Source organism: Serratia sp. 25CWL12 (genome assembly GCF_055790885.1).
In genome coordinates, this window is the sequence record NZ_CM147698.1 from 2,143,626 (window position 1) to 2,165,037 (window position 21,412).

Here is a 21,412-nt window from a genome sequence, read left to right on the forward strand (position 1 = left end):
AACAAGTACAGGGGGAGTACTTTAGTCATGAGTCACCTCTGAGGTAAGAATTTACTCACTTAGTGCCGTGTCCACTATTGCTGGGCCAGTCAGCCGTTAAGAAACGATTAAACTGCAAGACGTAAATGAGCAAATTTCTTGCGCGCAGCTTCAAGCGAAGCTGCTATCTTTGCAGAAGACTGCCCTGTTTCAACCGCCGTTGAGGTTGCTACGGAGCGAACAATGTCTGCGCGAGATGGCTTAGCATAGGATTTATGCATTTTTTTGTTGCTACTCATTGTTGTTACTCATCATGGCTCCCGACATTGAAATTTATAGAGTCAGAAATCAAAGCATGGTTATTATACCGACCTTCCTACACGATTTCACATAACCTAAATCAGAATACAGCCATATAATGGTTATAACCCCAAAAAAACACTCAAACCATCATCACGATCCAGTAGATGATATATTCCAGGGTTCTGCAGAGTTGTTTTTTATGGCTTCAACATAATTAAAAACCAATTCTTTTGCTTCCGCGCTAGAGTCATAGAAATCGGCCAGCGGGCATATTATATTTGCTGCAAGGTTAAGTGATTCCAAGAAGCGTTCTGGGATCATAAATACAACACGGCCAGACAATGCGCGAATGAAGAATTTTTTATTTATTTCCATTTTCGCATCAAAAAATTTAACACCTATCTCGAACATATTATTTTCAGGTGAATAAGCAACAAACCAGCAGTTATCAAGCCAGGATTTTTTGGCTTTCTTCAGGAATTTTTCATCCATATAGGCAAATCCACTACTGCGTACACCTTTTATCATCAGGTTTAAATTTATTCTTATGCACCAATCTTTTACGACACAATAGATAACAAAAACCACTAAACGGATAAGATATGAACCAACCAACAATGATATTATCCAGAACCCCGATAGTGGTTCAAAATAAAAGGTTGATGCAAGTATAGCGATGATAAATGATATTACCTTTAGAGCATCCAGCCATTTATTAGCACTTCGGCGAAACTGGAAAATACAATATATTAGCATTAAGCCAACAAATGTGTAGAAAAAAATCACCGAACCGTTAATCATAAATATTCCATCATACGTAGGTACTTAAGGTCATAAATCACCCACTACAGCACCCGAGTAAATATCTAAGCCCATTGAAAATAATGATGTTTCTTTATCCCGTTTGAGATTTGCTCGTCGCGCATGTTCTGCCAAAAATGCCACTGTAGTACACAGAAAATCCTCTAGAACCACTGGGTTGAGTAAGGCTTCAAGAAGGTTCTGCATCCAGAGTAAGCTGCATCGGGCCACCTTTTGAGTTGAAATACAGACACCTGCAATCAGTCCAGTAGTGAAAGCCACACTCCTCTTTAGTAGAACGGCCAACATACTGCCCCAGACCAGGGTTTGCACAATGTTTTTATCTCGTGTAATGAACGTTTTCAGACCACAAAATGATTTTAACTCTTTGAAAAATAATTCTATCTGCCATCTCATTGAGTAAAGATGACAAATGTCCCATGCAGAAAAGTCACCCCGAGATAAATTGGTGATCAGGTAACCGGTACGTTGGTTCCGTCTATCCCAAAAGGCGATCAGCCGATAGCTTCCAGGACGATTACTCCACTCGAGGCTTAAATCTCGATATTCACCCGGCTCTACGGTTAACTGATTGAACTCACCCTTTTTCAGCTCCATCACGGGTTTACCAAAACAATCCCGAACAATACAGGAATCTGGTTTGAGATTTTTTTTCGCTCGGAAAATGTAGTAACCCCCTGATTGGTTAATGTTATAGCAATAGTTGAGGCTAAAGTAGCCTGCGTCCATCATCACCAAGGTTTCTTTCAATTCATGGGCATAGGGTTGGTATAACCGCTCACTCTCTTTATCGGCATCAATCCCCAGGTAGTTTGCGGTGCCACTCATCAGATCAAGAGTCATATGAAGCTCAATGGCGGCAGGTGCGGTTGGAAATCGCCCCGGGAATACATCCCGAAGGTCAGGATGTAGAGTGAGCGAACTGCCGTCATGTATATGTATATATTTAAATGGAAATTTTTTTGGTAGGTCCTGTTGAAACGGTTGGATTAGCCATTGTGTCATCGCCTCTTCAACCAGTTTTTGCATGAGCCTTGTCAACTGCGGTTTTTTTAATTGATTGTGAAAAGGTTTATAATAAATCAGTGAGTTAGAGATACTTCCCAATGTCCTATGGATGTCAGCCAAATTGGCATGACGCTGATCGCTGAGTGTTCGGACAATGGCAAAAACCATATGGACAGGTTGTACATTACGTAATCGTTGAATAAATTTAAAACTACGAGCTAATTCAAGTAGATAAAAAGGGTTAAACAGGGCTTTTAGCGTATCGCTCAGCGTGGTAATCTTCATAGGTGTCGTGGCCTTGAGTGGACCTTTTTGTGGTGAAAATATCTGATCATAGTCACGGCGCAACTTCAAGTTTTTTCTGATTTTTATCAATGTATTACGCTAAGATCCTACCTATGAATATTCCATAGTGATAAAGGTACCACCCGCAACCATCTCAACGCCCAAGATATTATAAATTTTCGCGTTGTATCACAAGCCGAGTACGTTTTGCGCTCTATACTCGTCATACTTCAAGTTGCATGTGTGTTGGCTTTCCTCGCTCACCCCAGTCACTTACCAGTGTAAACTCCTGGGGATTCTCTGCGTTGCCGCCTTCCTGCAACTCGAATTATTTAGTGTATATTCTGATAGTCTGCGAAGTATGTCTCAGGTCAACGTCTCCATCACCCGAGTTAAAAAATCACTTTTTAAACCATGCAAGCACTATCTCCCCTATCTTCGCAGCAAAACCAGCATAACCAAATTCAGGTCATAAACCTGCTTAATCTGTACCGATTACCGAGTTTTAGGGAAATTCCTATTTATTGGCTACTCACTGGTAACAGCTACCAACTACCAGTAAGATGCCATTTTATGCTGATGAAAAATTTCACTCGACATAGGGAAACCGTCAAGATGAACAAATCGCAATCTGGCTTAGATAAAAAATATATAATATCAAAAGGCTATATCGTTTTTTTCTCGTCGCATCAATGTGCCTACCCTTGATGACTCACTCGGCACTGGCTGCAAGCCCCAGAGAAATAAAACAGCTATTCATCAGTTATCTACTCAAATGATTTGCCTAGAGAGTAACTAAATGTTGCATAAAATTAAAATCTATAGCAGCTTACTTATCACTGCATTTTGCCTGCCGCTGATACTTCACTCGGCGCAGGCTGCAACGCCTGATGAAATAGCAACGTTTTATGTATCTAGCCCCATTGGCGCACATACAATTTGCAGTTACTCCTACTCTCATACATTACCTAAGGGCCATTCGACTAAAGCAAATGTCGTTATCAATAGCGTCGCTCTGAGCAATGACGGTCGTAAGGTTCGCTATCAAACTGAAGAAGTTCATACTGGTATTGCTGGAAAAGTATTTATGAACGTTAAATATACTTCAAACAGCCAAAATGAAGCGGAAAACAGGCGTATTAAAGCTAACATTGAAAGTGATTCGGTACAAATAGACAAGCCCGATTCACCCTCCGCTGTAGCAGATATACTGGCTTATTATAAATCCCTTCCGGCGTATTATTATGACTATAAAGATATCCAATTTACCGCCTCTGGGAGCTATATCATCACGTCAAAATATGCAACTATGAGTGATATCACTTGTAGGCATGCGGCCTCAGAGGTAGCGCAACGGCGGAGGATAGGAAATCTACCGACTTTTTGGCTTGAACTCTCCACTAAACTGCAATTAGCTCGTTGGCTGGTATTATAACGGCTATGACTCAAGCGCCGTCACACCATCACAACGGCACCATTCACAACGGCATTAGTACATTTGCGATACTCACTTGGGCTAACGCCGACGCGTTTTTTTAATACCTAAGAGAATGACAGCGCTTCATATACACGCTGTGATAGTGATAGGGCCCAGCAACCTCTCGGTATCGGCAAAATAGGGCTGTCGAAACCTGGTGACGATTGATACTGGGCACTCTAGTCACTGTCTACTTTTGTTCCTGACTACTCTTGTTACTGATCATTCTTGTTACTGATCATTCTTGTTACTGACCATTCTTATTACTGACTACTATGAATAAAGGAAAGAGGCACCCTGATCTGCCGAAGAGACATTTTCCCGGCATATCTTGAACAATCCCCGTCCCCAACTCTGCTGCAGGCGCTCGGTATCACATTGTGCCCCTGTTCGCCCAGTGCTAGCCGTTAGATTCTCCAACTGTCCGGTATTCGCATCAACGCGGATCAGATCCCCCTCTTCAATCAAACCAATCGCGCCCCCGCGCAAGGCTTCAGGTGAGACATGGATCGCTGCCGGGATTTTGCCCGATGCGCCAGACAGGCGGCCATCCGTCACTAACGCAACATGGTATCCCGCTTTCTGTATATTGCCCAAAATAGGCATCAACTTATGCAACTCAGGCATACCATTTGCCGCTGGGCCGTTAAAACGGACAACAACCACACAATCCTGATTCAATTCACCGCGCTGGTAAGCGGCTTCCACCTCATGCTGACAATGGAAAACTTTTGCCGGTGCCTCAACCTCACGGTGTGCTACAGCAACCGCAGACACTTTCATCACCGCTTGCCCTAAATTGCCGGTTAACACCTTAATACCGCCAGAAGGTTGAAACACGCTATCAGGTAATGAAATAACCGTGGGATCTTTACTTTCATCACAGGCCTGCCACACCAACTGATTGTCCACCCATTGTGGTGACTTCAGTTGGTCAATAAACTCGCCAAACACCGGCTTGACATCACTGTGTAGCAACTGGGCTTGATGCAATCGGGTCATCAGCATTGGCACTCCACCAGCTTGCTCAAAAGCATTGATATCTGCAGAACCATTCGGATAGACATTCACCAACAAAGGCACCACATCGGAAAGATCACTAAGATCCTGCCAAGTGAGTAAAATCCCAGCGGCACGGGCCACCGCAAGCATATGAATAGTGTGGTTAGAACTGCCCCCAGATGCCAAAAGGGCAATCAAACCATTGACCAGGCTCTTTTCTGTTACCACCTCATACAGCGGGCGATAATGTCGTGAACCTATCGTCATGGAGGCCAGCCGTACTGCAGCATATTCCGTCAAGGCATGGCGCAACGCGGATGTGGGTGGCACAAATGCCGAACCCGGTAGCATCAATCCCATCGCCTCAAACACCAATTGATTCGTGTTTGCCGTGCCGTAGAAGGTACATGTTCCAGGGGAGTGATAGGAAGCACACTCCATTTGCAATAATGCCGTCTCATCAACGACACCCGCTGCATATTTTTGGCGCACATCCACTTTTTGGTCATTAGTAATCCCGGACCCCATTGGGCCAGCAGGAATAAAGGCGGTTGGCAGGTGCGCGAATTCTAGCGCCCCCATCAATTGGCCCGGTGCAATTTTGTCACAAATACCCAAAAGAAGTGTGCCATCAAACATATTATGGCTGAGTGAAAATGCCGTAGACTGGGCAATAAGATCACGCGAAAACAGAGACATATCCATTCCCGGCTGCCCTTGTGTCACCCCATCACACATTGCAGGAACGCCCCCCGCTATTTGTGCGGTATGACCGAGTGGCGCCAGCGCTTGCTTAATTTGGTCTGGATACTCTTTATAGACCTGATGTGCACTCAGCATATCATTGTAGGCACTGACAATGGCTAAGTTCGCCCGGGTCAAATCGAGAATATTGGCCTTGTCCTGTGAACAGGATGCCGCTACCGCATGGGCCAAATTGCCACAAGATAGCGATGCTTTCCCCTTGCCCTTCGACTGCTGCTGCTTTGCCACTGCCAAAAATTGCTGGCGCAAGGCACGACTACGCTCCACAATCCTTTCAGTCACGGCACTTACCATAGGATTGAGCTGTTTGTTCATCGCTTTTATCCTACCTATTTGCGGTGTCGAGCTGATTCAATGCAATTAATGCACGCTCAACCACGTTATCAATATCAGTGTCGATATCGACCACTGCGACTTGCAGCTCATTATCAGGTCGCTCTAAGGTATTGAATTGGCTTTCTACCATATTCTGTTTCATAAAGTGCCCTTTACGCGCCATCATACGAGCCATGATCAAATCAAAACTACCATCAAGAAAGACAAAACTGACATTTTGGTTACCGTTGCGGATCTGGTCACGGTAACTCTTTTTCAGTGCCGAGCAGACAATAACACCTTGTTCATTTTTACTTTCTAAACTGAAAGCGGCATCACGAATGCGCTCTAGCCAAGGTTTGCGATCTTCATCATTCAAAGGCTGTCCACTGGCCATTTTTATAATGTTCGCTTTAGGATGAAGGTCATCCCCATCAATAAACTTTGCCCCTAACCGTTGTGCAAGCATGGCTCCAACCGTGCTTTTTCCGCTGGCGCAAACGCCCATCACAATAATACTACTACCGGCCATATGAACTCCTCGCATTGTATTCTGGGTATCTCCCTCATCCTTCAAGTTGCCTGGCTATCGGTGGCCGTGACTTACGGCATCAACACTTAAGGGTCATCCTGAAGTACTTGGATCATCCTTAACTACGACAGTGCAGTTAGCTCACTAGGCTGTTCGGCACATGCGTTCAGCTCGTTTTCTGGAACTGGAGTCGCTGCCTAGCGGTATCCCGACCTGCATCTTGATAGAAATTTGGTATAGATCTCATTTTTGAATAACAGTTGAAAATATGACTTTATATTACTCACTTTACCAGTAACATGTTACCCGTAACTTTTAGATTTGTGAACTGAAACACGAAGCAAGCTAACCATAAAATAATGAGGTACAGCCATGGAGCAAATAACCAACCCCACGCACTTGCTGATCATTGCAGGTTGCGCTATCGCTGCTCTACTTTTTTTAATAATGAAACTGAAAGTTCATGCTTTCGTCTCTCTTACTTTGGTCAGTTTAGGTACCGCACTGGCAACAGGCGTTAGCCCTGACAAAGTCGTTCCAACCATGATGACTGGTTTTGGTGGCACCCTGGCTTCTGTGGCTTTGTTGGTCGGCTTAGGTGCCATGATCGGCAAAATCCTGGAAATAACCGGAGGGGCAAAAGTCCTGGCAGACACCCTGATTGGTCGTTTCGGTGAAAAGAAAGCCCCTTTCGCACTGGGGGTGGCCTCCTTACTGTTCGGCTTCCCGATCTTCTTTGATGCGGGTCTGATCGTCATGATCCCGATTATTTTCAGCGTGGCTAATCGTTTTGGTGGCTCATTGCTGAAATATGCCCTACCTGCTGCCGGTGCATTTGCTGTTATGCACGCCTTCGTTCCACCACATCCTGGTCCTGTCGCCGCTGCCGATCTGTTAGGTGCCGACATGGGCTTACTGCTGGTTATTGGTCTGTTGGTTGCTATCCCAACCTGGTATCTAGGCGGGTATTTATTCGGTCTGTATGCGGGCAAAAAATTCAATATTCCGTTATCAAAACTGCTGTTTAATGATGAACAAATCATTGATAACGACAAGCTGCCCGCTTTCGGCACTGTCTTGTTTATTCTGTTATTACCTGTTTTATTGATCTTTTTAGATACTGGCCTGAATACGTTGAGTGTCACTGGCGTCATTGATGGCAAAAGTACCGTTGTTCAATTCCTCCGTATGTTCGGTAAAACCCCTGTAGCACTGTTAATCACGCTGCTGGTTTGCTTGGTGGTCTTTGCCAAAGATTTTGGTATGAGCAAACTGGAAAAACTGTGCGGTGACTCATTAGCGCCAATCTGTGCTGTGATTCTGGTTACCGGTGCAGGCGGGATGTTCGGCGGTGTGTTGCGTTCGAGTGGTATCGGTGATGCATTAGCCGGTGTGCTGCAAGACACCGGTATGCCGCTGATTGTCGCTGCATTTGTCATCTCTACCTGTTTGCGCGTTGCACAAGGGTCGGCGACGGTAGCATTGACTACCACCGCTGGGCTTATCTCACCTATCGTGGCGCAGACTACCGGTTTATCCAGCCTGGATTTATGCTTTATCGTTATCTCTATCGCAGGGGGCGCAACCGTACTTTCTCACTTTAACGATTCTGGTTTCTGGCTGGTTTCTCGTCTTATGGGTATTGACGAAAAAACCACGTTAAAAACCTGGACGGTGATGGAAACGCTGTTGGGCAGCATTGCATTTATTATTGTTGCCACGCTCAGTATCTTTTTGTAAGACAGTAAATGAAAACACGGGGCAGAGAATCGTTATCTGTCCCCGTCAATCCTCACCTTGCTCCTCATACCTCATACCATCACAGCGGCGTAGCACATTTGCGATATTCACTTGGGCTCACGCCGACGCGTTTTTTAAATACCCGCGAGAAGTAGAGTTGGTCGTCATAACCAACTTGTTGCCCAATGGCCGCGACGGACATCGGGGTGGTTTGCAACAAGAGTTTAGCCCGGATAATCCGCTGATCTTCACGCCAACGTACAATACCCACCCCGACCTGCTCACGGAACAGGTGGGCCAGCCGTGAGGGCGAGAGAAATACCTGCTGCGCCAGTGCCTCTACCGATATCTCGGCAGCAAGGGATTCACTCAGGATCTGGCAAGCCTGGAGGACCCGGTGGTCAATCGTCGGATACTCCGCCAGAGAGGAAGCTTCATAACAGCGGATCAATAGCCGCTCCAGCAGGTTCATCGCTAATTGTTCTGACATCGGCCGTAGTTGCTGGTTAGTCTCTTCAATAGCACGGAACAGGCCATCAAACTCATCAAACAACTGGCTATCCGCTAAGTTTAACCGCCCAACGTTATCCACTACCCGTGGCCATTTAAGCCAATCCGCCCAATACGCTCTTGGCCGGAAGTAGACCCAGCGGTGAAACCAGACAGGGGCATCCGCTGCCCGGCCATAATGGTGTACCGCCGCCGGGGGAAACAGCAGCAAATCACCTGGCTCCACGGTAAAGGCCTTATCCCCCTGAAAAACCTGCCCTTTACCCTTGATGGTTAAATTGACAATAAACCCCTTCATACCGCGGGGCCGGTCAATAATAAAATCAAGGGTACTGTCTTGTGCAATGGGCGTCATACCGGAAACCAGGAACACGTCAAACGCATATCCTGGCAATAGGGGGTTAAGCTGTTTTGGCTTCTCTTTTTGCATTGATGACATGGCAGTAAAAAGCGTTTCGGTAAAACAATCACTATGACCCATTATAGAGACTCATTTTGGGAAATACGCGGTCAGGCAAACCGCATAATGTAAAAGTACTCCACTGGCCCACAATGGAAGTATCAGGCCAGCCACACACTGGCCTGATAGACCCAGCATCAATAAATCTGCAGGCGTATTCTACCTGGCTGTTGATTGAACTGGGGCATATAGGGTGCAAACACAGCGCATTACACCCGTGCTTTACGCAACTGCTTGTAACGGTCGAACAGTACTGCGGCCAGCAGGATCAAGCCTCGCACCACATATTGAGCGAACGGGGAAATATTGAGCAAGTTCATCGCATTTTCCATCAGCCCCAGAATCAGCACCCCGGCGATGATGTACGAAATCTTGCCTATCCCCCCTTTCATTGAGACGCCCCCCAACACACAGGCGGAAATCACTACCAGCTCGAAACCAATAGAGGTCATCGGCTGCCCAGAAGTCATACGAGAGGCGAGTATAATACCAGCAATTGAGGCGATCAGCCCGGTCATGGCGAAGATGATAATCTTGGTACGCACCACGTTAACCCCGGCCAGACGCGCGGCTTCTTCATTCCCCCCCATCGCCAGCGTATTGCGACCAAAGGTGGTTTTGTTCAGCAGCAAACCAAACAGCACAAAGCAGATAATAGTCAGCCAGACCGGTGTCGGGACGCCAAATAACGCGGAATTACCCAACTGGAAGAAATCCTCTTCCACAATGCCTACCGCTTTACCATCCGAGATAATATAGCCCACACCCCGAGCCATCTGCATGGTCGCCAGCGTGGTAATCAAGGCATTGATCTTGAATTTAGCCACCACAATGCCGTTGATCAGGCCAAAAAATAGCCCAACCGACATGCCAGCCAAAATACCGAAAGTAATACTCTCGGTGGCATTAATGGCTACTGCACAGGCAACCCCAGAGCAGGCAACCACCGACCCCACCGACATATCGAACTCACCGGAGGCCAGGCAAAACAGCATCCCGCAGGCCACCATACCCGACATGGACACCGCCAGGCCTAGCCCGCGCATATTGATCAGGCTGGCAAAATTGGGCACCAGTATGCATGCCAGTAGAAACAGGATGGCAAAAATCACCAGCATCCCATATTGATCCCAGATGCGAGCCAGTTGTACTCTGGAACCGGTAGCGACTGAATCCATCGCGCTCTGGCCAGTAGAGGACGTTGTTGTCATGATATTTCTCCTAGTTGTTCTGAGCTTGGTCACAGCGAATTAACGGGCTGGCATCGCCAGGTTCAACACTTTGACTTCATTGGCATCGCTGTGGGAAAGCTCACCCGCAATTTCCCCCTCGCGCATAATCATGACTCGATCAGCAATCCCCAACACTTCCGGCAACTCGCTGGATACCACCACGACGGCAATACCCACCTTAGCCAGATCGTAAATCACGTTATAGATTTCGTTTTTTGCGCCCACATCAATGCCCCGGGTCGGCTCATCAAGCAAAATGACTTTCATATCTTCAGAGAGCCAACGCCCCAGAATCGCTTTCTGCTGGTTACCGCCAGAGAGGTTCATAATGGCTTGCTGAGGGGACGGGGTTTTAACCCGCATATCGCGGATGCGCAGTTGGGCGTTGCTATCTTCCCACTGTTGGTTGATCCAAAAGCCTCCCCAGGCTTTGTGGCGGCGAGCACTGATATTGATATTTTCCTGCACCGAATGGATAGGGATAATCCCCAAGGCCTTACGGTCCTCGGTACACAGCATGATCCCGCTGCGGATAGCATCAATCGGGCTGCGAATCGACACTGGTTGGCCAAATACCGCAATCTCACCCGACACCATCGGGTCAGCACCAAAAATCAGCTTCATCAGCTCACTACGCCCTGCCCCCACCAGGCCAAAAATACCGAGGATCTCCCCACGCTTCACCTCAAACGATACCGGCTGTTGCAAACCGGGCCCCATCAGGTTGCGTACCTGCAGCCCCACTTCCCCATGGGGGCGCGGCAGGTAGCCGTAGATATCGGTCAGCTCACGCCCGACCATGGTTTTCACCAGCAGGTCACGGCTAACCTCCGCTATGGCGTCAAAGGTGCGCACAAACTGACCATCTTTAAATACCGTAATGGCGTCACAGAGCTCAAAAATCTCATCCATACGGTGGGAGACATACAGAATCACCTTGCCCTCATCACGCAACTGGCGAATAACGCGAAACAGTTGCTCAATTTCCCGTGATGACAGGCTGCTGGTGGGTTCGTCGAAGGCGATAATTTGCGCATCCCGCGTTAATGCCTTGGCAATCTCTACCATTTGCCACTGGCCGAGGGAGAGATATTTAAGCGGTGTTTCCGGCGCAATATCCATCCCCAGGCGCGCCAATTGTTTGGCGGCATTCTGGTACAGCTCATCTCGCGCAATCATGCCATGGCGGGTGGGCAGTTGGCCCAGGTAGATGTTCTCGGCAATACTCATTTCGGGTACCAGGTGTAACTCCTGATAGATGATGGCAATGCCACTCTCCAGCGCCTCCACGGTATTGCGGAACACCCTCTCCTCCCCGGCTAGCTTGACAACCCCCTGGGTGGGAGCCTGAAATCCACTGAGGATCTTGAGCAGGGTTGACTTACCGGCACCATTTTCCCCCATCAACGCATGTATCGTCCCCTGTTGGCAGGAAAACGAGACATTCTGCAGCGCTTTGACACCGGGGAACTCTTTGCTGATACCGAAAAACTCCAGATAAGGAACTGACTGATTCATGTGCTCACTCCAGATTGCCGGCATAACATGGCCTGTTATGCCGGTATATATCCGTGGTCATCTATACTCTTCATACTTCAAGCCGCTTGGGTGTTAGCTGCTCTTTGTCACCCCAGTCACATAGTCAGCTATGCTCCTGGGGTGTCCATCGCTGGCCGCCTACAAGCAACTCGAATTATTTTGGGTATAAGTTGCCGTACCCGATTGCAAGCGGGTATCGTAACCCGGTCTATCACAACCCTTTCTTCTTCAGTTCCTCCTTAAAGTTATCCCGCGTGATCAGCACCACATCGGTCACTTCGGTGAATTTGGTGGGTTCTTCCCCCTTGCTGACCCAGTCATGCAACATCTGGATGCTCTTATAACCATGTACATCCGGGCTCGGCAACAGCGACCCGAGGAAGCCAGTCTGGGTGGATTTGGAGAGTTCATTCACCGCATCAACGCCATTGATACCAATGCCGATGACGTTCTCCGCTTTGAAGCTCTGTCCTTCGGTAGCGCGAACCCCACCCAGCACGGTGTTGTCGTTCATGCCGACAATCAGCCAACTCTTGACTTCTGGGTGCTGCACCAGCATCGAGTTGGCGGCATCCAGCGCGCCGGGGATATCATTTGTTTTGGTAGGAACGCGATAAATTTGGGCAGCAGGGAAACCGGCACTCTCCAGTGCGCTTACGGAACCTGCCACGCGACGGCGAGCGGTATCTAACTCATCAGCAGTGATGGCTAACACCCCGGTGGTTTTCACATCCCATTTGCGTTTGAGCATCTCCTTATACAGCTCTTCCCCCTGGCGCTCGCCGATCTTGGTGGCCGCCATCATCACCAGCGGCACCTGTTCCATGGGCTTGCCTTTGGCATTGACAAACTGGTCATCCACCGCGATCACTTTCAAATCCAGGCTTTTGGCTTTCGCCATAATGGCTGAGCCTAATTTCGGGTCTGGGGTACAGATTACAAAGCCTTTGGCGCCACTGGCGGCCAAGCTATCAATGGCGTTAAGCGTCTTTTCACCATCGGGTACCGCTATCTTAATCACCTCGAAACCAAGGTCTTTACCGGCTTTATCGGCAAAGTTCCATTCCGTCTGGAACCAGGGCTCCTCTGGCTGTTTAACCAGATAACCCAGTTTCAACGTCTCTGCTGAAAAAGCAGAATTTACCATACCGAGAACAAACCCTACCGCAATCATGCTATTAACTATTTTATTCATGCCAGCGTCTCCAATTGTTCTATTAATTCCTATGTCAACCAAGCACTTCCCACTCTCTTACTCAACCAATGATTAGAAAATGCCATTTTTAAACATGACGTTACTGTTATCACCAGATGGAGGATAAAGTTGTAGCTGTTTTAAATATAAAAAATGGAGAGCAGGATCACGCCATGAAATTGTAGCTATTTCGTCTATATTTTTAGCAAAAAAGTGATGTTTAAAAATTTTAGAACTTCATCACTCTCCATAACCAATAGCGTTTAAATCCATATTTTTAGCAAGCCATTGCTAACCGTTAATTGGCCTCATCTCCTATGGTTCCTTCCTAGAAATCCTTTCATTGATGGTCAGGAGCCTTTATGTCTGAACACAGCAGACCGGACAATATTGTCATCGGACTCGACTTCGGTAGCGATTCGGTCAGAGCACTTGCCGTGCGTTGCCACGATGGTGCCGAACTGGAAACCCAGGTTGTCTATTACCCGCGCTGGCAAGCGGGAAAGTATTGCCAGCCGCAGCACAACCAATTCCGTCATCACCCACTCGATTATCTGGAATCGATGGAGCAGGCAGTGGTGCAGGTGGTGAATAAGCTCACCCCAGCACAACGGGCGGCAATCTGCGGTATCGGCGTGGACAGCACGGGCTCAACGCCAGCGCCGATTGATAAACAAGGGCGTGTCTTGGCCCTGCGCCCGGAATTTGCCGACAACCCCAATGCGATGTTTGTGTTGTGGAAAGACCACACCGCCATTGAAGAAGCCGAAGCGTTCACCGCACTTTGCCATAGCGGCCGCTTTACCGATTACAGCCGCTACATTGGGGGGATTTATTCCTCGGAGTGGTTTTGGGCCAAGATCCTGCATGTTTCCCGTGTGGATGCCGCCGTGCGGGCTGCGGCCTGCAACTGGATTGAGTTATGCGACTGGGTGCCCGCCATTTTGAGCGGCACCCAGGCCCCGGCAGATATCAAGCGCGGGCGCTGTGCTGCCGGTCATAAGTCTTTGTGGAACCCCAACTGGGGTGGTTTACCCGCCACCGACTTCCTTAATGCGCTGGATCCGCTACTCACCGAGCAACTGGATAGCCCGCTATTTACCGACAGTTGGACGGCGGATATTCCTGTTGGCACCCTGACAGCGGAGTGGGCGGAACGCTTACAGCTGAGTGATAAAGTGGTGGTGGCGGGTGGTGCCTTTGACTGCCATATGGGGGCCGTTGGGGCAGGTGCCGGCAAACATGCACTGGTGAAAGTAATAGGGACCTCTACCTGCGACATCCTGATGGCCGACCACGCCACCATTGACGAACGCGCTATCGCTGGCATCTGCGGCCAAGTAGATGGCAGTGCTGTGCCGGGGATGGTGGGGCTGGAAGCAGGCCAATCAGCCTTTGGTGACATTTACGCCTGGTATCAACGCCAGTTGAGCTGGCCGTTAGACCAACTCGCCGAGCAATACCCCGAATTGCGCAGTGCCATTGAAGCGCACAAGCAGCAAATCTTGCCAGACCTTGCCGCCGCCTGGGAGCAACAATTGTCGCTACCCCATTTGCCGGTGGTGCTTGACTGGTTTAATGGCCGGCGAACCCCTTATGCCAACCAACGCCTGCAAGGCACCATTACCGGGCTCAACCTCAGTACTGATGCCCCCACGCTGTTTGGTGCGCTGGTCACCTCCACCGCATTTGGCGCACGTAGCATTATGGAGTGCATGACCAGCCAGCAAGTCGCGGTAGAACAGGTGATCGCGCTGGGGGGGATCGCGCGTAAATCCCCCGCCATCATGCAAACCTGTGCTGATGTGATGAACCGCCCGATTCAGGTTGTGGCCTCAGACCAATGTTGTGCGCTGGGTGCCGCCATCTTCGCCGCCGTTGCCGCAGGGGTTTATGCCGATGTGGCCAGCGCCCAGCAGCATATGGCCAGTGCTGTGGAACGCATTCACCAGCCGCAACCGCAACGCGTCGCTGACTACGAGCAACTCTATCAACGTTACCTTGCCTGGGGTGCGGCGGCAGAACCGCTCTACAACCAAGGAGTGGCACGATGAACCTTCGCACACTTAAAGAGCAGGTACTCACCGCCAATCTGGATCTGCCCCGCCATCATCTAGTGACTTTTACCTGGGGCAATGTGAGCGGGATTGATCGTGAGCGCAATCTGGTGGTGATCAAACCCAGTGGTGTCAGTTACGACAAAATGCAACTGAATGACCTGGTGGTGCTTGATCTGGCCGGTCAGCAAATCGAAGGGGAATTACGCCCCTCTTCCGACACCGCGACTCATCTGGTGCTTTATCGGCACTATCCTGATCTCGGGGGGGTGGTACATACCCACTCCACACACGCTACCGCCTGGGCTCAAGCAGGCTGCGCCATCCCGATTTTTGGTACCACTCAGGCTGACTATTTCAACGGTGAAATCCCCTGTTCACGTCTGCTAAGCCCCAGCGAGGTGGATGAAGATTACGAAGGGTTGACCGGTCATCTTATTGTCGAAACCCTGCAGCAAACGCCAGTTCTCACCATGCCGGGTGTGCTGGTGGCCAACCACGGCCCGTTCAGTTGGGGTAAAGACGCCGATGATGCCGTACACAACGCGGTGGTGCTGGAAGAAGTCGCACGCATGGCCTGGCTCACCCGCCAGATCAATCCGCAGGCAACTCCACTGCCCGACTATCTGCTGCACAAACACTACCAACGCAAACATGGCAAACACGCCTACTACGGCCAGACAAAAGCTTAACCCAAGGAGATAACGATGGAATTGATGAAACAGCTCGAAGTATGGCTGCTGGTGGGTAGCCAGCATCTTTATGGTGCCACCGCACTGAAACAGGTTGCCGACCATGCTCACACCATCACCAACCTGCTGAATGAACGCGCGGGGCTACCCATTAAAATCGTGCTCAAGCCCACCGGCACCACCCTTGATGAAATCAGCAACGTCGCCCGTGATGCCAACCACAGCGAGCAGTGTGCGGGGCTGATGGTATGGATGCACACCTTCTCACCGGCCAAGATGTGGATCCCGGCGCTCAGCCAGTTGCAGAAACCCTTGCTGCAGTTTCACACCCAGTTCAACCGCGATCTGCCCTGGAGCGAGATCGACATGGACTTTATGAACCTCAACCAGACTGCCCACGGTGGCCGCGAGTTTGGCTTTATGGGGGCGCGCTTGCGGTTGCCACGCACCATTGTTGTGGGTTACTGGCAAGATGAAGAAGTGCATCGCAAAATTGCTAACTGGATGCGCATCGCCGCCGCCATTTATGATAGCCGCCAGATGAAGATCGCCCGTTTCGGCGACAATATGCGTAACGTTGCTGTCACCGAGGGCGATAAAATTGAAGCGCAGATCAAGTTTGGCTATCAAGTGAACTACCACCCGGTGGGTGACTTGGTCAACGTGATCAACGCGGTGCCCGAAGCCGATATCGAGGCGCTGCTGGCAGAATATGAGCAGAGTTATACCCTGACCCAAGTGGTACAGCCAGGGGGCGCGCTGCGTAGTCATTTATATCAAGCAGCGCGGCAAGAACTGGGAATAAAACAATTCCTTACCGCCGGTGGCTTCTCGGCTTTTACCACCACCTTTGAAGACCTCTATGGCATGCACCAACTGCCGGGCCTTGCTTGCCAACGCCTGATGCAACAAGGCTTCGGTTTTGCCGCAGAGGGCGATTGGAAAACCGCAGCGCTGCTACGCACCATCAAGGTAATGGGCCATGGTTTGCCGGGTGGCAGCTCCTTTATGGAGGATTACACCTACCATCTTGAAGCTGGCAACAAGCTGGTGCTGGGCTCGCACATGCTGGAAGTGTGCCCTTCCATTGCTGCCGCCAAACCAGTGCTCGACGCTCAGCATCTGGGGATCGGCAATAAAGCCGCACCAGCACGTCTACTGTTTGCCGCGCCGGCGGGCAAAGCGGTCAATGCCAGCCTGATTGATATGGGTAATCGCTTCCGTCTGGTGGTCAATCAGTTAGAGGTGGTGGATTTGCCACAAGCAATGCCAAAACTCCCGGTGGCCAGCGCCTTGTGGCGTGCCATGCCGGATCTGGAAACCAGTGCTGAAGCCTGGATCCTGGCGGGTGCCGCCCACCATTCAGTATTTACCCAATCGGTGGATATCGCCCAATTGCGCAACTTTGCCGAAATAATGGGCATTGAATGTGTGGTCATTGATAAAGAAACCCGCATTCCTGACTTCAAACAAGCGCTACAGTGGAATGAGGTTTATTACAAAATCTGCCAATAAATAATCGTGCCAAATGCCGCTTGATATTAGCCTCTGGCTGGTGGGCATGATGCGGAACGCTGACACGCCGCAACCCCGTATATGGACGCTCGTATCGCGCGTCCATGCGCTCCACGGTGCATCGTACCGATCCGCAGTAGTATTAGGCGCAGCTATTTATAGCGGGTTATTAAGCAGGGATGGTATTGATGAAACTCCTGGTGCAAAACGCCTGGAACATTTGGAACAAAATGCGGCAGCCGTTGACCTACAACTGACCGATAACGAACGCACCCAATTGGAAACCACCTTCGCACCAGAAAACATTTCAGGTGGCCGATACCCAGCGGCGATGGAAACCATGTCGCAAAAATAAAGAGACTGAGTCTGGAGGCAGCGCGAGGCGGCCTCCAGCTATTTATCCGTCACCTTTCAAACTGTAGATGCTGATGACAGTCAGCCCGGACCAATAATTAAAGCATTGTTATCACGCTGCAACCGAGGATAAACTCCCCAATCAGCCATACCAAGCTGTATTGAAGATTCAGCAATATCTCTTGCCATCTCAAACAGTAATACCCGGAGTGAGCCCTATAACCATGAATGTGTTGTTTGTATGTAGCCGCAACCAATGGCGCAGCCCTACCGCTGAAAGAATATGGCAGCGGACGCCGGGTCTGGTGGTCAAGTCAGCAGGTACCAGTCGCTATGCCAAAAAAACCGTCACACATGAATTATTGCGCTGGGCGGAGATGATTTTTGTCATGGAACAAAAGCACAAAAATCGCTTAGTTGCTGACTACCGCCAACTGTTAGAACACAAAGCAATTTACGTTATTGATATACCGGATGAGTATCAGTATATGGACCCGGAACTTGTCACATTGCTGGAACAATCTACCGAATCTATTCTGGCGCCTTTTATCATAAAAAATTGATCAGATAATAAAGGAAATAAGATGAAACTGATTAACCCTACGGACCTACATACCCCATTAGGGGCCTACTCTCATTCCGCAATTCTCGACCATGATAAATCACTATACACTAAATAATTCAAGTTGCGTGTAGGCAGCCAGCGATGGAGTCCCCAGGAGCATAGCTGACTATGTGACTGGGGTGACAGAGTGCAGCTAACACCCAGGCAGCTTGAAGTATGACGAGTATATTGGTGATTTCAGGGCAGATAGGTATGCGCCAGGATGGTTTTGTCCCTAAAGAACAATCTCAGCAATTTAGCCTAGCGCTCGACAACATCCGTAAAAATGTCGAAGCACAGGGCTTAAGCGTCAGTGATATCATCAAAATGACCTTTTACTGGGGAGGCGAAACACTGCCCGCAGAGGAGCGTAACCTTATTTTGACCCCTTGGTTGCAAGGGCATCAGCCCTGTATGACGATGGTCACCGTTAAAGGACTGGCCAGGCCCGACTTGTTAATTGAAATTGAAACCTTTGCCGAGGGGAAGATTCATGCCCGATAACATTGCCGGGTAAAAACGCCTCAATTCTTTCCAACCTATCCGCTTCACCAATGCGTTCCAGCACTTGTTGGATATAGGCCCTCTGTATTAAATGAATGCAGAGGCAGTGTTGCGCAGTCAATGGCTAAAAAACAGGTGCTGATTTAAGGGAGCTTACGATCATCGCAGCATAGAAAATTGTTCGAGATTAGTACGCCCTAATGGGCCACCAAAACAATACCGCCTTCTAGGAAGGCGGATTTTTACTTTGCGCAACTGAGGTAATTTTTACTGGAATCAGTAAGTCAAGCCATGCCCGAAGGGGTAGATGACTTCACCTTCAGGAGATTTGATATCAACAGGCAATTTACCGCTAGGAACATTAAAGATGAGGGTGTCAGTCTCATTTTTAAACAATGTTCTGATGCCTGCCCGAATATTGGCTTCAAGAGAGTTACGATTGTTGTTGGTAACATCAAACCCGGTGATACCATAAATAGCCAGGTTGGCGGTCACATTATCCAGATAAGCAATGTCATAGGGATTGCGTGATGAGATAACAACCAGGGGTATACCCAATTCTCTCGCTTTATCAATGGTCTGCTGTGCAGCACGCCCTTTGTTTTTTAGATTGTAAGTGACCAGAATAACCAGATCGTTGGCTTCAATACTCTCTTCCAGATTGGCTGGCACGGTTTGCTGATCCAGCTTATATGCCAGGCTGGAAACTGTGATTTCCTGGTTTTCAAGCTTGCTTGCAATGTTTTGCAATTCACTGCGGATAATATCATTGCGCGTATTTTCATCAGAAATGATCAGCACATTATTCTGTCCATTAAGGGAATAGGGCAACAGATTGTCATTCTTGATAAGCGTAACGGAGTGCTCTGCCACTTTCTGTTCATCGCTTTTATGCGCAGGTGAAGCAACGACAGATTGAGCGTACTCTAAAGTATGTGAATTGTTTGTGGCACCGATCTTTTTAGCCAACTTAGTTTGGACAACCCGGGTCGCGGCTTCTTGTAGGCGCGACGCAAACTCTGGATTTTTAGCGTATTGAGTTTCCAGGTATTGGTAAAGATCTTCCAGTTGATCAATCCCTTGTTGATCCCAGATATGGACTGGCATCACCATAACATCACTGCCTGCCATCAACGCCATTTCCACGGCTTCATTAGCACCAAAGTTCTCGGTGATAGCGCCCATATCCATTGCGTCAGTAAATACCAGGCCTTTGAATTTGAGCTCATCACGAAGAATACCGGTGATGATTTTTTTGGACAATGTGGCTGGTAAACCGATTTCAGTACCATCTTTTTTAGAAACTACTTTGGTATCGTCAAGGGCAGGAACGATGATATGTGCCGTTAGTACGGCATCAATGCCCTGTTCGATAACATTTTTGAATGGTAACAAATCGCTTTGCCGCCATTCACTTTCAGTATAAGGAACCAGCGGTAACCCAAAATGCGAGTCGGTTTCCACGTTACCGTGACCAGGGAAGTGCTTTGCAGTGGACATAACAGAATTCTGCTGCAATCCCTTGATATAGGCACTAGACATCTCATTAACCAGCGCAATATCGCTGCTGAATGAACGCACACCGATAACCGGGTTATTCTGGTTAGTATTGACATCCACAACCGGCGCAAAGTTGATGTTCACGCCCAATGCGTTGAGTTCCGAGCCGTGAACTTCACCCACAAGTTGTGCCATATTGGCATCGCGCGTTGCGGCTAGTGCCATATTACCCGGCATTTCTGTGCCTTCACGCAGACGCGTAACATATCCGCCTTCTTGATCGGTACTAATCAGGAGGGGCAACTGATAACTGGCCTTCTGTAAATCTTGAATCAGCTGATAACTTTGTGGTGTATTAATAAAGTTTTCCCGAAACAGGATCACAGAACCCAGCCGGTAGTCATTGATGACTTTAGCCAGCTCCGTAGGGAGCACGGTGACGCCTTGAGGTTCACCGGCAGCATTTTTTCCCCAGTTGCGCACATCCAGCATGAGCACCTGGCCGATCTTTTCTCGTGGGCTCATCTGAGTGACTATCTGTTCGGCACTGGTTTGCGATTCTTGCTGGCTGGTGGAAAAATGATCGTCATCACACCCCATCAGTGTCAGACTGGAAATAAGCACAGCAACCTTTGTTACTCCTAGTATTTTCATTGCATTCCCTCATAATGAATAAAAGTCGTTAATGAGAATAATAAATTCTTGAAATAATAATAGGATGGAATTTAATATTCTTGGGTTGTATCACACTTCTCACCTAGGAAATGAGGGTGTACGGCATTCCCAGCAACATCATACTGGGGATCGTTGGTGCACGGTGCTGGATTGCGATTATCATGGTGATCTGTGGCGTGGCATCTACCGCCACGATATTCGCTACCGGTCCTAACAGCCTGTATGTATTGAGAATGCTGGTGGGTATTGCAGAGGCTGGTTTTTTGCCCGGTTTAAGGCTGTCTGCTCAATATTAGCGGGTCAATAACGGAGATCATACCTCAGAAACCGAGCCATGCCTCGCTCAT

The 21,412-nt window shown here is 48.9% G+C and carries 18 protein-coding genes and 1 pseudogene; 9 read left to right on the forward strand and 10 right to left on the reverse strand.

The genetic code is table 11. The features are described from left to right. Positions 1–107 precede the first annotated feature (107 nt). The 3 genes from ACX9GV_RS09385 to ACX9GV_RS09395 form a co-directional block, all read right to left on the reverse strand. Positions 108–278, reverse strand: coding sequence for a hypothetical protein (locus ACX9GV_RS09385; RefSeq protein WP_473197848.1), 171 nt, complete (start codon positions 276–278; stop codon positions 108–110). A gap of 154 nt (positions 279–432) precedes the next feature. Beyond that, the gene (locus tag ACX9GV_RS09390; protein ID WP_473197849.1) at positions 433–1,083 is read right to left on the reverse strand and encodes a hypothetical protein; all 651 of its coding nucleotides are present in this window, start codon (positions 1,081–1,083) and stop codon (positions 433–435) included. 30 nt (positions 1,084–1,113) lie between these two features. Next, positions 1,114–2,397 carry an IS4 family transposase gene (locus ACX9GV_RS09395; protein ID WP_473195461.1) on the reverse strand — a complete coding sequence of 428 codons (1,284 nt, stop codon included), beginning with the start codon at positions 2,395–2,397 and terminating at the stop codon, positions 1,114–1,116. A 799-nt stretch (positions 2,398–3,196) separates the two neighbouring features. Here ACX9GV_RS09395 and ACX9GV_RS09400 point away from each other — a divergent pair. After that, positions 3,197–3,832, forward strand: a complete 636-nt coding sequence (locus ACX9GV_RS09400) for a hypothetical protein (protein WP_473197850.1) — start codon at positions 3,197–3,199, stop codon at positions 3,830–3,832. 315 nt (positions 3,833–4,147) lie between these two features. Here the strand turns inward: ACX9GV_RS09400 and edd are convergent, their stop codons facing one another. Both edd and ACX9GV_RS09410 read right to left on the reverse strand, forming a co-directional pair. Beyond that, on the reverse strand, positions 4,148–5,956 hold the full coding sequence (gene edd / locus ACX9GV_RS09405) for a phosphogluconate dehydratase (RefSeq protein ID WP_473197851.1): 1,809 nt from the start codon (positions 5,954–5,956) through the stop codon (positions 4,148–4,150). Between the two features lie 10 nt (positions 5,957–5,966). Next, positions 5,967–6,488: a gluconokinase gene (locus tag ACX9GV_RS09410; protein ID WP_023492638.1), complete on the reverse strand. Its 522-nt coding sequence runs from the start codon at positions 6,486–6,488 to the stop codon at positions 5,967–5,969. A gap of 372 nt (positions 6,489–6,860) precedes the next feature. Here ACX9GV_RS09410 and ACX9GV_RS09415 point away from each other — a divergent pair, with 372 nt between their 5' ends. Further along, entirely contained in the window at positions 6,861–8,228 is a 1,368-nt protein-coding gene (locus ACX9GV_RS09415) for a GntP family permease (RefSeq protein WP_023492637.1), read from the forward strand. Positions 8,229–8,307: 79 nt separating this feature from the next. Here ACX9GV_RS09415 and araC read toward each other — a convergent pair whose 3' ends face one another. From araC to ACX9GV_RS09435, 4 genes are all read right to left on the reverse strand, one after another. Next, entirely contained in the window at positions 8,308–9,168 is an 861-nt protein-coding gene (gene araC / locus ACX9GV_RS09420) for an arabinose operon transcriptional regulator AraC (RefSeq protein ID WP_473198012.1), read from the reverse strand. 239 nt (positions 9,169–9,407) lie between these two features. After that, entirely contained in the window at positions 9,408–10,409 is a 1,002-nt protein-coding gene (gene araH, locus ACX9GV_RS09425; RefSeq protein ID WP_473197852.1) for an L-arabinose ABC transporter permease AraH, read from the reverse strand. Positions 10,410–10,448: 39 nt separating this feature from the next. Then, positions 10,449–11,948, reverse strand: coding sequence for an L-arabinose ABC transporter ATP-binding protein AraG (gene araG / locus ACX9GV_RS09430; RefSeq protein WP_473197853.1), 1,500 nt, complete (start codon positions 11,946–11,948; stop codon positions 10,449–10,451). Between the two features lie 232 nt (positions 11,949–12,180). Further along, complete coding sequence (locus tag ACX9GV_RS09435) at positions 12,181–13,164, reverse strand: arabinose ABC transporter substrate-binding protein (protein ID WP_473197854.1); 984 nt, start codon at positions 13,162–13,164, stop codon at positions 12,181–12,183. Between the two features lie 362 nt (positions 13,165–13,526). On the opposite strand from ACX9GV_RS09435, the gene ACX9GV_RS09440 reads away from it, so the two are divergent. From ACX9GV_RS09440 to ACX9GV_RS09465, 6 genes are all read left to right on the forward strand, one after another. Beyond that, entirely contained in the window at positions 13,527–15,218 is a 1,692-nt protein-coding gene (locus tag ACX9GV_RS09440; protein WP_473197855.1) for a ribulokinase, read from the forward strand. Continuing rightward, the gene (locus tag ACX9GV_RS09445; protein ID WP_473197856.1) at positions 15,215–15,913 is read left to right on the forward strand and encodes an L-ribulose-5-phosphate 4-epimerase; all 699 of its coding nucleotides are present in this window, start codon (positions 15,215–15,217) and stop codon (positions 15,911–15,913) included. Before ACX9GV_RS09440 ends, ACX9GV_RS09445 begins: the two co-directional genes overlap by 4 nt. Positions 15,914–15,928: 15 nt before the next feature. Continuing rightward, positions 15,929–17,428 (forward strand): L-arabinose isomerase, encoded by a 1,500-nt coding sequence (araA, locus tag ACX9GV_RS09450; RefSeq protein ID WP_473197857.1) that lies wholly within the window; start codon positions 15,929–15,931, stop codon positions 17,426–17,428. A 46-nt stretch (positions 17,429–17,474) separates the two neighbouring features. After that, entirely contained in the window at positions 17,475–17,783 is a 309-nt protein-coding gene (locus ACX9GV_RS09455; RefSeq protein ID WP_473197858.1) for a hypothetical protein, read from the forward strand. A gap of 223 nt (positions 17,784–18,006) precedes the next feature. Then, positions 18,007–18,345, forward strand: a complete 339-nt coding sequence (locus tag ACX9GV_RS09460) for a low molecular weight protein tyrosine phosphatase family protein (protein WP_473197859.1) — start codon at positions 18,007–18,009, stop codon at positions 18,343–18,345. Between the two features lie 218 nt (positions 18,346–18,563). Further along, positions 18,564–18,890, forward strand: coding sequence for a Rid family hydrolase (locus ACX9GV_RS09465; RefSeq protein WP_473197860.1), 327 nt, complete (start codon positions 18,564–18,566; stop codon positions 18,888–18,890). A gap of 276 nt (positions 18,891–19,166) precedes the next feature. Here ACX9GV_RS09465 and nagZ read toward each other — a convergent pair whose 3' ends face one another. Next, entirely contained in the window at positions 19,167–21,044 is a 1,878-nt protein-coding gene (gene nagZ, locus ACX9GV_RS09470; protein ID WP_473197861.1) for a beta-N-acetylhexosaminidase, read from the reverse strand. 116 nt (positions 21,045–21,160) lie between these two features. Between nagZ and ACX9GV_RS09475 the strand changes: the two are divergent. Continuing rightward, positions 21,161–21,358 (forward strand): annotated as a pseudogene (locus ACX9GV_RS09475) (4-hydroxyphenylacetate permease); the annotation flags it as partial. Positions 21,359–21,412 lie beyond the last annotated feature (54 nt).